Origin of the sequence: Coprobacillus sp. AF33-1AC, from assembly GCF_003475785.1 — a bacterium.
In the GTDB taxonomy this organism is placed as follows: domain Bacteria; phylum Bacillota_I; class Bacilli_A; order Erysipelotrichales; family Coprobacillaceae; genus Faecalibacillus.
This window is the reverse complement of sequence record NZ_QRQB01000014.1, coordinates 42,087-57,076: the sequence shown is the minus strand read 5'-3', so window position 1 is coordinate 57,076 and position 14,990 is coordinate 42,087. Positions and strand designations below refer to the sequence as shown.

The window sequence follows — 14,990 nt, the reverse complement described above, 5'->3', positions numbered from 1 at the left end:
AAAACCTATATCTTTATGTAAAGGTATAGGTTTGTCAACAATCTGAAGGAACAATCTATAATTGATTGTTCCTTTTAAGTAGACTGTTTATTGATCTTTAGGACTACCCACTTTCAATATAATTTTCTAAAAGTCTTAAAGTTATCCCTTTACAAAGAATTTAGTTACCTAGATTTTTAATAATTTTGAAATATGTTATTTTTAATGAATATATTTCTTCGTTATCAAGTAATAAATTCCTAACAAACTTATACCAAATAAACTTATAAACATCATACCATTAGTATTATCACCAGTTTGAACTTTCTTCGTTTCTTTTTTCTTTTCAATTGTTTCTTGTTTATCTGATGAATCAATATTTATGAGTCCTTCTACTTTTGTATCTTTATATAGAATTGCATAATCACTAAACTTATCTGTTTCAAATGTTATACTATTTGTCTTTTCATCATATTTTGCTTCTAAGATATCTACTTTTCCATTATGACTTCTTGCTACAAAGTATTCTCTTTGAACATTTTTATCTTTATTGATCAGTTCTTCTGGAATCTTGATTGTTAATTTCATGGCTTTTGTAAGTTCATGAATACTTTCATTTGTTCCATCAATATTTTTATATAATGTAATATCTAAGTATTTCCCTACTTTATATCCTTTTGTATTTTTTTCAATAAGTTCACTTGCTTGTGATTCTTTCACATTTAATGCAATTTCTACTTTCTTTCCTTCTGCTACTTCACTTAGTTCATTGGCTGTTATTTCTTTATTTTCAATAAGTAGATCAATTAGATCATCTCTCTTGATTTCTACATTTCCTGTTGTTTTAACAGTAAATGAGCCTGTTCCTATCTTATCATTTTCTTTTGGTAAAATGACATAACTATATTCAATTAAGCCTATATGGTTATTGCCTTTTGCCTTAATCGTAAGAACATGTTTTCCTTCTTTAGTTGCTTGATTATTTAATACTTCATAATCATCTTTGCTTAATACTTTTCCATTAACTAAAACTTGTTCTACTTCTTGTGTTTGTTTTTCTCCTGTATATTTTAAGACTTTACCTAGTACAACTGTTCCATTATCTATTGATAATGGTTTGATTGTATAGGTTCCATCTTTAAAGGTAATGTCATAGTTTAGATTTGATCCTTCTTTTTGGCTTACTTTAATCTTGTATGTTCCTACATCTTCTCCTTCTTCTCTTGTAAGAATGATTCCAGTTAATCTATCATCCCTTGCAAGTCTATCAAAACTAAACATCAACTCATAGCCTTTTTCTCCATATGTTTTTGATAAATCGATTGCTGAAACTCTTATTTTCATTTTTTTAATTGTAAAGTCTTTTGTTACTGATGATTTTTCATAATTATCATCTGCAGGATATATTACTCTTACTGTATATTCTCCTGCATCTTTTGGTTTTATTGTAGTATATTCATTCTTTCCTTTTAACGAATATTCAACAACAGGAGTGGTTGTATTGTTAGATGTTGATTTTACATCTACAATTTCATATCCATCATATTCTTTATTCAATTCATTATCTGTTGTTGTAATTCTTGTATCTGATTGATCTGTTTTACTAATTGTCACCGTTAACATTGGCCATGCAGTTTCTAATAATTCATAGTTATCTTTATCATCACCACTTAAAGTGGATTTAGTGTAACTTACTGCTTTATTTTCCCCTGCTTTTGAACTCTCTACTGTTCCAATTTTTGGCATATCAATAGATACTTTATCTTTTTCAAAAATACCTACAAGTTTTCCACCTTGTAATGTAATCTCGTTCTTTTCGTTATATTTTCTATTTATAGCTTCTAGTCCTTCAACAGATAATTGTTTTTTAGAAATTGTATAACTTGTTGTTGCACTTTCAGGTAACTTATAATTTGAATTATCTGCGTTTGTAGCTATCGCTTCATAAGTACCTACATTTTTATGTTTATCTCCCTCAACAGTAATTTTGCAGTTATCACCATTTACTAAATTACTTACTGTAGCTTCTGGTAACTGTTCTCTACCGTTGTAAGTTAATTTATTATTCCATTGTAAATCAATTATTCTAGGATTGATTTTATTTGTAATTTCCTGTACATCTACATCTTTAAAATTTTTGTTTCCTTCTACTTTATAGTAAACTGTATATTCTTTGGCATCTTTTCCTGTTGGAATAGCTATTGACCAATTCTTATTATCTATAGAATATTTTACTGTTCCTCCATTAGTAGATGCTTCATTTACTAATTCTTGTTCAGTTCCATTATATGTTAATGTCTTTATTGCTGGTTTTGTAAGAACTGGTGTTGCTTGAGTAATATTGAATTTTAATGTTGTAGAAACATGACCATCTTCCCATCTATAATTTGTAGGATCTTTCAATGTTAATTGAACATCGTATTCACCTACATCAATACCTCCATCATTTTCTGTAGCTATATATAAATCACTATTTGAAATATTCGCAGTTAATTGTTTTCCTGTATATACTTTGCTTTCTACTGTTGGTTTTTTTACTTTTTCCCAGTTAACTGTAATATTCTTTAATGTTGTTTTATTTCCTGATTTATCAGTTACTTCGATGGTATAGAATCCTTGTTTAGGAACTAACGTATAACTACCATTAGTAGATTCAACTGGCTGATCATCTATTTTTACAGTATCTAGATTCTTATCAGTTACTGTAAAGGTTTGTGTTTTCGTATATGTTTTATTACTTTCTACACCTGATACTTGTGGTGCAATCGTATCAATAACGATACCATCTGTTGAAACATATTTAATATTTCCTGCTTTATCTGTTACCTTGGCATAAATAACATAATGGCTATCTTCACCAAATGAAACAAATTCTCCTTCTTTCCAAGAAGCTGCTTGTAATTGTTCTTCTGTTAGAGGTGTTTTACTACCTGATTTATCAACATAGTAATAATATTTATTGACTCCACTACCTTCATCCCTAGCTGTAATTTCAGCTTTTTGTGTTTCTTTAAAGAATAAACCAAACGTAATTTTATTTAAAATACTTTTCCATGTATTATTTGATACATTTATTTCTGTATCAGGAGCTGTAATATCAGCTACTCCTTCAACTGTAATATTTGTATCTTTTTGAATATTTTCAATTTTATATTGATTCTTGTTATCTAATTGAACAGTTTTTCCATTTACCTTAACAGCGAAATCTTTCGTTTTTGAATAGCCTTTATTTAATTTAAATGTTAAAGTACTTGATTCATTATAATCAACAACTGTATGATCAACACTTAAAGTATAACCAACTTGGCTAGTTGGAACATGTACTTTAATTTCTTGTCCATTAGCGACATATACTTCTTTTTCAGGTGAAGTATAATAATTTTTACTGTCTTTGTATCTTACATAATACTTACCAGTAGATAATCCTTCTACAGTATTACCTGTAATATCATGCCATTCAGTTTCACCATCTTTTCTATATTCCATTGATGCATCAACATCATTTAATTTACCATCTGTTCCACCTTTATATGTTGTTCCTGTGGCAGTCACAGATGTTGGTGCTTCTCTATGAACTTTAACAATTTCAAATATTTTTGTTACAGTAGCATGACCATCTTCCCATCTATAATTTGTAGGATCTTTCAATGTTAATTGAACCTCATATTTACCTACATCAATACCACCATCATTTTTTACAACTTTGTATAAACTACTATCTGGAATATCTGCAGTTAATTGCTTTCCTGTATAAAGCTTACTTTCTATTGTTGGTATTTTTACTTCTTCCCAATTAACAGTTATATTATCTAACGTTGCTTTATTATCTGCTTTATCAGTTGCCTCAATTGTATATGTTCCTTCTTTAGGAATTAACGTATAACTACCATCATTAGGTTCAATTAATTGCCCATTTACTTTTACAGTTGCTAAATTATCCTCAATAACCGTAAATGATTTAGACTTTGTATACGTTTTATTACTTTCTACACCCATAATTTGTGGTGCTGTTGAATCAAGTGTTAGACCGTCTGTTGCAATATATGTAGTATTTCCAGCTTTATCTACAACTTTAACATAAATAATACAATGTTCATAGTTACTTAAAAAAATAGAAGTTCCTTCTATCCAATCCACTCTTTTATCTAATTGAGACATTGTCTCAGTTGGGTTATTAACATCATTACCCGAATCATCAATAGCATAATAACATTTATCGATGCCACTTTCTCCATCTGTAGCTGTAATTACAGCTGTTTGTGTTTTACTAAAAAAGTATTTCCCATACGAAATTACATATTTAAACCGGGACCATTCATTTTCACCTATCTTAATTTTAACACTTGGCGATATTTGGTCTTTAAATTTCTCAACTGTAATTATTTTATTTTCTTGAATGTTATTAATTGTATATTGACCTTTATCATCTAAATTTATCATTTCATCATTAACTTTAATGATAAAGTATAGACCTCCTGCATATGTCGACTTTGTAAACGTTAGAGTACATGATTCACCAGATTTAACAACATTTTTATCAATTTTTAAATTATAATACTGATTTTGTTCCTCTGATACCGTTACTGTAAATGTTTGTTCACTTTCAACATTTAAATTGTATGTATTAAAATCATAATAATTATTATCTTTTTGTGAATCTTTTTCAGTATTACTTGCTTTATCAGTATCTGGTACTTCTAATTCCGTCGCAAATACACTTACCGATACTTGTGTAAAAATCATCATCAATGTAAGTATACTTGCTATTATCTTTTTATATATTTTCATTTCCCTTTCCCTCTTCTTTTCTCTATAGTTAAGTTATTTGATAAACATAAAACTGATTACACTCTTATTTTACTATCTATCATACTTATTTTTTGTAATGGGTGTGAAATGTCGTTTTTAGGGTGCGAAATGCAAAAAGAAGTCTCTATTTACAGAGACTTCTTTCTTTAAATTATTCATTTGTTTTATTTTTTGTCACTTTTTAAAGATAATAATTGAGACAACACATCATCACTTATTCTAGCTGGTGATTTTTGTGGTTTACCCAATAAATATCCTTGTAATAAATCCACATCTAATTCCACCAAGGTTTTCATTTCTTCAAGGGTTTCGACACCTTCTGCTATAATTTGAATATTTTGTTGATGTCCATAAGTAACAATGCTTTGAACCATCTTTTGTTTACTTTCATCCAAATATATTTGTCTTACAATTTCTTTATCTATCTTTAGATAATGAGACTTAAGATTAAGTAATACTTTTCCACTATTATAGCCTGTTCCATAATCGTCAATAGCTACTTATCCATGCCATTTATTAAGATAACTTATCTTAGTGGTTTGAAACTCTTGATTTATTTGTTCATTTTCTGTCACTTCTACAACAATATGAGATAAATAGTCTTGATATTATTCTTCAAATTCATCTAATTGTTTTTTTGACATGATTTGAGATGGAATAGAATTAATAAACACTAAACTATCAGATGCAATATAGCCTTGTTTTATATTTTCAATAAAATCTTTCATTGCATGAAACATTGTCAATACTTCAATTTTATCTAAACAATTTAATTGATTAGCTAATGATAAGATTTCTTCAGGATTATTAAGAGTTGGCGTCATTGACCTCATAAGCGCTTCATAACCAATAATATGCCCATCACTTACTCTTACAATTGGTTGATAATAATACATAACTTGTTTTCTATCAATAATCATTGCTAATTCATCAACCTTGCGTTGTTTATATTCATCTGTTTTATAACTTTGCAAATCAAAATTAGCGAATCCACATTTTGTTGATTTTTTATTTTTATACATTGCATAATCAGCATAACTACGTAATTGTTCAAGAGATTGGCTATCACGAGGATACCATGATACGCCTGCAGAAGCACGTACATAAAACTTTTCATTATTTTCTAACAATATAAATGAAATAAATAAACTATTCTTTATTTCTTCAATTCTTTTTTCAATTTCTGCTTCGTCATCATAGCCATACATAAACATATTAAACTCATCTCCTGCCATCCTTGAAACAAAAGTATGTTGATCATTAAATTTTGCAAGAACTTTTGATACTTTTAAAAGATATTGATCTCCACTATTGTGACCAAATTGATCATTTAATAACTTTAAGTTATCTAAATCAATCATAATAAAGGCTGCATTTTTCATTTGACTATGATTTTGGAATAATTGCTCTATATGATAATTAAATGCCCTACGATTATATAATCCCGTTAAATAATCATGATCTCTTTCAAATTCAATATATTTCTTTTCTAAAGTACGTTCAGTAATATCTTCAATGAGACCCATAACATGTCCATTTTCAATCTCATTTTCATTAAGTTCAATATAGATATGCTTTTTATTATTAGGTATCTCATAAATATATTTTTTATTTTCTTTTCTTACAAGATATCTATTTAAATCGTTCATAATACTTTTAAAAGTATCGACATCTTCTACCTTCTTTGTACCTTGACCTATCATACTCATAAAATTATCACTTAAAAAGAAAATATTTTTATTATCATCAATTTCAAATATTCCTAATTTAATTCTAGATAACTCAATAACTTTATTAAAACGTTGTGCATATTCAGCCACATTTTCATTCATCTCTTGAATTGTGTCAACCAACTGATCAATTTCACTAATACCAGTTTGTGATAAATGTTTATTCTTTTTATTATTCATTAAATCTTGAGATAATGTTGTAATTGGTTTTGAAAGACGATAAGCAATAATAACACTTCCGATAATTCCAACAATTAACAATAAAGATATAGCCTTAATTAATAATTCATGAATACTATTAGCAAAACTTAATAAATCTTGATTATCAACAAAAACCATTAGCACCCAATGATCTTTTTCAAAAGGTGTGTTACTACTATAAGTTGATATAGATGTGTAAGTAGCATATGTTTTTTGTGAACTATCTTTTAAATAAAAATCATTGTTATCTTTATTTAAAGCAAAATTTTTATTTAATCCATCTAAACTTGAATAAACTTTTTGATAACTCTGACTTCCTGATTTTTTTATAGCTAGACAGTAATTAGATGTATACTCAGAAATATCGTTATTTGGTAATAATTTACTTAAATATTCATGAGTAAGTTCTATCCCTACTACTCCATATAATATTCCTGTATGACTGACTAAAGGAATGGAATAAGAAATAGATTGATGGCGATCATCTTTGAGTTGATAACTGCGACTCCAATATCCTAAATCTTTTGTAGTATAGTTCTTTTGATTATGTAAAGCTTCTTGAAACGGTTTATAAATAAAATCATCTTTTTTAGATACATCTAATTGCGGTTTCCAAGAAGAATCAGTAGAAATATTAAGCTTTTTAACTGTTTCTCTTGGTCCCCTTACAATGAATAAATCTTGATTATTCGCACTCGATTTAGATAAAGGATCTAAATCTCGAATATATAAACAAGGTTTATTTTGCTTATTTTGTTTTATTTCTTGATTATTAAAAGCAACATAAACACCTGTTGTTTTTAATAATCTAAGTTGATCTATCATTTCATCACTAATACTATTTAAAAACTGCATTGATTGTTGATTGTTTTCATCAATATGTTGTAAATCTATACTGCCATCAGCTGTTAATTCATCTGCTTTTTGATTAATCCCATTCACCAATTTATCTAACTGAGTCCAGCTATTAATCATCTCATTTTCAAAATAAGACTCCCGATTTATTAAACGACCATGTAATATTTCTTTTGGATATTGTTTTAAATGTTGAATAACACTACCATTAATAATAACTCCACCAAATATTATTGCTTCTAAAAATAATAATAAAACTACCGGAACAAGTATATATTTTAAAATACGCTTTTTCTTCATTGTCTTTTTCATAAATAATCTCGATTATTTAACTAAAGATTGTAATTTTTGATATGTTTCATTATACCAATCGTTAAAGTTTTCATCATTATCAAACATATCAATTACAGTTTGATAATCTATACCTTCATCTAAATATTTAACAACATTTTGGCAATCTGCAGATGCTTTATCCTGTAATGAATACTCTAAAACTTTTCTTGCACTTGTTCCATTTTTAAAAGCTTTTGATGTATACATTTTTGAAGTATTAACTGTTTTTACAGCTACCTCTACTACATCACCAGCATTTTTTTTAGAAGTATATTTTCTCACCTTTTTAATCTTATTACCACTTTTTGTTACTGGAAGATAACCACTAGAAATTGAAAAATCAATATTTTGTTTATCTTGAGTAAACCATTTTAAAAATTCTTTGCAAGCTTCTATTTTTTTCTTTTTAGCTTTTGTAACAACCATTCCTGCCCCTTGTTGAACAGCTACTTTCTTTTGTCCTTTAAAAGTTGGTGCTGGTAAAACAGTACTGGTAATATCATGACTTGATTCATTATCATCATAAACTGTTTTAGGAAAATATGTTGCTGAAGAACTTGACCCTATATAACAAAGCACATTTCCTGTTTTAATATCATCACTACGGAATCTACCTGATGATGTAAAATAGCCTTTAATGTAAGGAACATAATAATTATCCCATAATTTACGCACAACTTTTTTATCAAAATTTAATTTCACTTTTCCCTTTTTATCAACACTAAAGACATCAATACCATGTTGTTTTAAACCAACAATAAAATAATTAGCCATAGCATCACGGTCAAATAAAGCTTTACCATCATTTGCCTCAGGAGTAAGTGAATCTGTCCAATCATAATATTGTTTAGCTATTTTAACAAGTCCCTCGTATGTAGATAATGTACTTGTACTTACATGACATGCTTGGCTAAACTTATCCCAATCTGTTTTATTTAACATAATAACTTCAGTTGATTTAGCAACTGGGAATATCTTTAATTGACCTTTAAATACCCCTTCATCAATATAACTATCAATGTATTGCTTACGTTCTTCTTTAGTAAAGTAAGCATTCAAGTTTTGAACATAGCCCATTTGATCCACTTTATAAGCCGTATCTGCATAAGCCGCAAAAATATTAGGCATCTTTTCAGCACCAACTTTACCATGAATAGAATCTAAAATATGATTTTCTAAATCATTAACAGTTCCTTGACTTGAAGCTTCTACAACAACACCCTTTTCTTTTCCAACTGTATTATTAAACTTATCAACTAAATGATTAAAACTATCTAACTGTGCCCCCATTATAATAATGCCACACTGTTATATGAGTAGGATGACTTGCATCTAATTCACTTTTATTAGATGATTGACACCCCGTAATAGTAAACAGCATGGCAATAACAATCCCAAAACACAAATATTTTCTTTTTTTTTACATTTACCCTCTTTTCCCTCTATAACATATTTATCATAGCATACAATGGTATTTCATTTAATTTATGCTGATCTTCATCCTTTCCTTAAAAACAAAAAAAGTCAAGGTTAAACCTTGACTAATTTTTAGAGAACTCTAATAACTCAATATCTTTATTTTTATCACTTGCCCAACGAACACCCCAATCATTAGTAAATAACAATAATGGTTGCCCTTTTAAATCTTGAACAATACGTGTATCTGATGATAAATTTAATGATTTTAAATCAACACCTTGATTAACCCAACGTACATAACGATATGGTAATGGTGATTTAATGATTTCTACATTATATTCAGTGTTTAAACGATGTTCTAATACTTCAAATTGTAAAACACCAACAACACCTACAATGATTTCTTCCATTCCGCCACCCAATTCAGTAAAAATTTGAATAGCTCCTTCTTTAGCAATTTGTTCAACTCCTTTAACAAATTGTTTTCTTTTCATTGTATCTTTATTTCTAATTAATGAGAAATGTTCAGGAGCAAAGGTAGGAATACCTTCAAAAGCAAAATGTTTTTTACCTGTAGTAATTGTATCACCAATAGAGAAAATACCTGGATCAAAGACCCCGATAACATCTCCTGCATAAGCTTCTGTGACTTCACTACGTTCATCTGCCATCAATTGTTTAGATTGGTTTAGTTTAATCTTTCTTTTTCCTTGATAATGATAGACTTCCATTCCTTTTTCAAATTTACCTGAACAAATTCTAAAGAATGCCATACGGTCACGATGTCTAGAATTCATATTAGCTTGAATTTTAAATACGAAAGCACTGAAATTTTCATCACATGGATCAATGACTAAATCCTGTGCTTTTCTTGGTTGTGGTGGTAAAGTCATCGCTAAGAAATGTTTTAAGAATGGTTCAATTCCAAAGTTCGTTAATGCTGAACCAAAGCACACAGGCGATAATTGACCGGCTCTTACTTTATCTAAATCAAAAGCATTTCCTGCCATATCTAATAATTCTATATCTTCTTGTAGTTTGTCATATAATTCATCTTCAAGAATTTCTTTTAACTTTTCATCATGATAATCTAAAACTTCTGTATCTACTTCTTTTTTTCCACCATCAACAGGAATAAAACGAATCACCTGTTTATCATTTCTTTCATAAACCCCAGCAAAACGTTTTCCTGAACCAATTGGCCAGTTTACCGGACAAGTCTCAATTCCTAATTCTTGTTCAATATCCTCCATTAGTTGATAAGGATCTCTTGCTTCACGATCCATCTTATTAATAAAAGTAAAAATAGGAATATGTCTCATCGTACATACTTTAAATAATTTTCGTGTTTGTTCTTCGACCCCTTTACTAGCATCTATAACCATCACTGCACAATCAGCAGCCATTAAAGTACGATAAGTATCTTCTGAGAAATCTTGATGTCCTGGGGTATCTAAGATATTAATACAGAAACCTTGATAATTAAATTGTAATACTGATGAAGTAACAGAAATTCCTCTTTGTTTTTCAATTTCCATCCAGTCACTTGTAGCGTGTTTACTATTTTTTTTACCTTTAACAGTACCAGCTTGTTGGATGGCTCCTCCATATAATAAAAACTTTTCAGTTAATGTTGTCTTCCCAGCATCCGGATGGGAAATAATTGCAAATGTTCTTCTTTTTTCTACTTGTTGTTTTAACTCACTCATGTGTATTCTCCTCGGCATTTATATTATACATTTGTCTTAATGAAGTCAATATCATATCACTGAGTGTTTTTACTAAAATACAAATTGACCATCTTTGAAGATTGTTACAACAGAGCCATCTTGACATGTACCTTCAATAGATAAATCACTTGTACCTAACATAAAATCAACATGAGTTAAAGAATCATTAACCCCCATTTGTTTAAGTTCATCTTTATCTTTATCATTGCCACCTTGAATACATTCACTAAATCCTTTTCCTAAAGCAAAGTGACAAGAAGCATTTTCATCAAATAAAGTATTATAAAATAAAATTCCTAAATTATGGATAGGTGAATCATAAGGAATTAAAGCTATTTCTCCTAAATGATGACTTCCTTCATCAGTTTCAATAATACTTCTTAATAATTCATAACCCGTTTTTGCTCCAAAATCAATAACACGCCCTTCTTTAAATCTTAGGTAGAATTCATCAATAAGGTTTCCACCATAATTTAAAGGCATTGAACTATAAACAATCCCTTCTGCTTCTTGATAATTGGGTGAAGTAAATATTTCTTCAGTAGGAATATTAGGAAAATTATAAACACCATTTTTTAAATAACTTCCCCCTCCAGCAAATAAATAATTCGGATTTAATCCTATTGTAATATCAGTACCTAAACTATTTTTATAATGTAAAGAAGTTAAATTTAAATTATTTAAATAATTAACTCGTTTTTCAAAACTTTGACGATGTGCTTGCCAGATTTCAACCGGATCATGTACCCCATCAATTTTAGCTGCCTTAAAAATAGCATTCCATAAAGCATCCTTAGCCTCTTGATCAGACATATCCGGAAAAACAATATTTGCCCATCGTAATGAACTGCTTGCTACAATACACCAAGCATTAGTCATATTATCTGATAATTCATAATAAGGTTTAAATGCTTGATGACATGCTTTTTGCCAAGTTGAAATCTTTAAAGGATCAATGCCTTTCATTACTTCAGGATCACTATCTTCAATATATAAGAAACATGCATTTTGTTTAGCATAATCATTTTTAAAAGATGATAACCATTGTGGAACATCTTCAAAAAATGAGACATCATTATAATCATATTTCATTCTTGATATTTCATCATCATGGAAGTGTACAACGACTTCCTTAGCTCCTATTTGATAGGCTTGTCTTGTTACTTCTTTGATTAAAGGTGCACTTTCAATAGATCCTTGAATGACAACAGTTTGTTGTTTTTGCACATTTAATCCTGATTCTACTATTAATTTTGCATATTGTTTTAATTTTGCTTCAAAACTCATTTTTCCACCTCAATTTTATCTAATTCTTCTTTAGCTTCTTGTATTCCACCTTGCATAGCAAGGGTATAATAATATTTTGCTTGTTCAAGATCTTTTTCAATACCATCACCATAATGATACATATATCCAAGCATAAAACATGCTTCAATCTGTCCACCACAAATTGCTGTTTTAAAAAGATCAAATGCTTGTTTTTTATCTAAACTAGGATAAATACCATAAAACAACATTTTCCCTACATGGTAATAACCATCTGGGCTCCCTGCTTGTAATGCTGTAAGATAATGAAAATAAGCTTCATGAACATCTTTTTCTACATATTTTCCATATTCCAAACACTGACCATATAAAATATGGGCTGGTATATAATTTTGTTCAACTGCTTGTTGTAAATAATGAATCATTTCTTTCTTTTCTAAATAACTATATCCTTCTTCAATACATAAAGCATATTGATATAAAGCACCCGGTTCATGATCCATTTCAATTGCTTCATGAAAATAATGCATGGCTTTTATATGGTCTATTGCTTCGCCTTTCCCTTCTTTATACATAATACCAATACGTGTTAAAGCCGGAGCATAGTCTTTAGATGCTAATTTATAATACTGCATAGCTTGACTATAATCTTGTTTTATCACTTGACCCTGTTCGTATGCTAAACCTAAAAAGTATTCACCTTCTGGGTAGCCCTGACTGGCTGCCTTTTGATAATAAGGAAATGCTTTTTCAGGTTGTGGATCACAGTATTTACCTTGTTCTAAATAATTTCCATATAAAACCATAGCAGGTGCATATTCTTTATTAGCTGATTCTTGTAAGTAAGAAATCATCTCTTGAGACTTTAAAGACGTCATTCCTTTTTCAACATATAATGCCATTTGATACATAGCTCGTGGTTCACGATCCATTTTAATCGCTTGATAGAAATAATCCATAGCTTTTGTATCATCTTGACTTACCCCTTTACCATCTTTATGCATCATCCCCATACGATAAAGTGCTGGAGCATAAGTTTTACCAGCTAATTTATAATAATGCAAGGCCTGTTGATAATCTTGTTCAATCAGATCCCCTTCTTCATAAGCAAGTGCTAATTGGTATTGACCTATAGGATATTGTAGCGTAGCAGCTTTTTGATAAAGTGCTAATGCTGTCTCTTTATCTTGGGTTGTACCAATACCAAATTCATATAAATAAGCTAAATTACACATAGCTCGAGGATACCCCTCAATCGCTGCTTGTTGGTAATAATGAATAGCTTGTTTTATATCAACTTCTGTTCCTATTCCTGTTTCATAACAATAAGCAACATTACACATCGCAGGGACATAATTTAAAGCTGCGGCTTTTTGATAAAGCTGAAAGGCTTTGTTTTGATTTTTCTTCACACCAAATCCAGTCTCATAAAAATAACCTAGAGCTATCATAGCTTGAACTTCATTTTGTTTTGAAGCTTGTTTATACCAATAACTACTACGGTATGCATAATATTTTATTTCTTCATGTCTTTCATAAAAATATCCTAAACAAAACTGTCCATGACGATATCCTTGTCTAGCAGCAACTTGATATAAGTGTCTTGCCTTTTCAATATCTTGGTCTACTCCTTGACCATAGTCGTAACATAACGCTAATGATGTAAGTGCTGGAGGATAATTTTCAAGGCTGGCTTCTTGATACCAATAAACAGCCTTTTTTAAGTCTTGTCTGCATCCTCGTCCTAATTCATAAAACCTTCCTAAGCGGTATTGACAACCAATATGTCCTTGATTACTCGCTTGTTCATAATAAATAAAAGCTTGATGATCATCTTGATTAACACCATCGCCAAATTCATAACACTCACCTAAAGCACAAATGGCTTCTAAATACCCCACTTGGGCTGCTTCCACAAAATATTCAATGGCTTTTTTTTCGTCTTTTTTTACCCCATAACCATTTTTTAAACAATAACCTACATTGTAAATGGAACGAGGGAACTTCACCGGTAAACCTAAACTATAGAAATGATAGGCTTCATTATAATCTTGTTCAACACCTCTACCGGTTTCATAAAAATACGCTAAATTACAACTCGCTACAGCACTTCCTAAATCCGTTGCCTTACGATAATATTTAGCAGCTAATTGAAAATCTTGAGGCAATCCAAAACCACGTTCATACATATAGCCAATAATACATAAACAATCAGGATCATCAACCAGTTCACCCTGCTTAAAATATTCTAAAGCTTTAATATAATCATGATTATCATAGTAATATAATCCAATATCATATAATCGTGAAAAATCTTGAGATTCAAACATCTCTTCATCATATTTTTCTTGATCAAGTAAAATACATAAATCAATACCTATAATGTTTGCTTGATTATCTTCAATTAAATATTGTTCATCATCTTCATAGTGATCACTATTTAACATAGATTCTTTCATTTCTTTAGCTTGGCTTTCTAATTCTTCAACAGGTAAATCATGACCATATATCGAAATAATTTTTACATATGCAACACTTTGTAAATAATCATCTTTTTTAACTCTGATAATTGTTTCATTATCATGACTATCAATCACTTCTTCAACATAGTAATGTTGAAATAGTGGCTCATAACTTGTTAATCGATCTTTAATATTCATCAAAGCAC

At 29.5% G+C, this 14,990-nt stretch carries 5 protein-coding genes and 1 pseudogene; all 6 read right to left on the bottom strand.

All coding sequences use genetic code 11. The features are described from left to right. Window positions 1-201 precede the first annotated feature (201 nt). The 6 genes and pseudogenes from DWZ53_RS06565 to DWZ53_RS06535 all read right to left on the bottom strand — a co-directional run bounded on the left by DWZ53_RS06565 (window position 202) and on the right by DWZ53_RS06535 (window position 14,982). Entirely contained in the window at window positions 202-4,767 is a 4,566-nt protein-coding gene (locus DWZ53_RS06565) for an MBG domain-containing protein (RefSeq protein ID WP_118432897.1), read from the bottom strand. Between the two features lie 185 nt (window positions 4,768-4,952). Further along, a pseudogene (locus DWZ53_RS11505) lies at window positions 4,953-7,544 on the bottom strand (EAL domain-containing protein). A 354-nt stretch (window positions 7,545-7,898) separates the two neighbouring features. Further along, on the bottom strand, window positions 7,899-9,197 hold the full coding sequence (locus DWZ53_RS06550) for an extracellular solute-binding protein (protein WP_233541857.1): 1,299 nt from the start codon (window positions 9,195-9,197) through the stop codon (window positions 7,899-7,901). Window positions 9,198-9,448: 251 nt separating this feature from the next. Beyond that, on the bottom strand, window positions 9,449-11,035 hold the full coding sequence (locus DWZ53_RS06545) for a peptide chain release factor 3 (RefSeq protein ID WP_118432894.1): 1,587 nt from the start codon (window positions 11,033-11,035) through the stop codon (window positions 9,449-9,451). A gap of 72 nt (window positions 11,036-11,107) precedes the next feature. Next, complete coding sequence (locus DWZ53_RS06540) at window positions 11,108-12,343, bottom strand: aminopeptidase (protein ID WP_118432893.1); 1,236 nt, start codon at window positions 12,341-12,343, stop codon at window positions 11,108-11,110. Continuing rightward, window positions 12,340-14,982, bottom strand: coding sequence for a tetratricopeptide repeat protein (locus DWZ53_RS06535; protein ID WP_118432892.1), 2,643 nt, complete (start codon window positions 14,980-14,982; stop codon window positions 12,340-12,342). The genes DWZ53_RS06540 and DWZ53_RS06535 overlap by 4 nt, the downstream gene beginning before the upstream one ends. Window positions 14,983-14,990: the final 8 nt, after the last annotated feature.

What these genes read in the sequence shown, in the direction of transcription:
- DWZ53_RS06550 (WP_233541857.1), bottom strand. Translation starts at nt 9,197, where the DNA reads ATGGGGGCACAGTTAGATAGTTTTAATCATTTAGTTGATAAGTTTAAT.
- DWZ53_RS06535 (WP_118432892.1), bottom strand. Translation starts at nt 14,982, where the DNA reads ATGAATATTAAAGATCGATTAACAAGTTATGAGCCACTATTTCAACAT.
- DWZ53_RS06545 (WP_118432894.1), bottom strand. Translation starts at nt 11,035, where the DNA reads ATGAGTGAGTTAAAACAACAAGTAGAAAAAAGAAGAACATTTGCAATT.
- DWZ53_RS06540 (WP_118432893.1), bottom strand. Translation starts at nt 12,343, where the DNA reads ATGAGTTTTGAAGCAAAATTAAAACAATATGCAAAATTAATAGTAGAA.
- DWZ53_RS06565 (WP_118432897.1), bottom strand. Translation starts at nt 4,767, where the DNA reads ATGAAAATATATAAAAAGATAATAGCAAGTATACTTACATTGATGATG.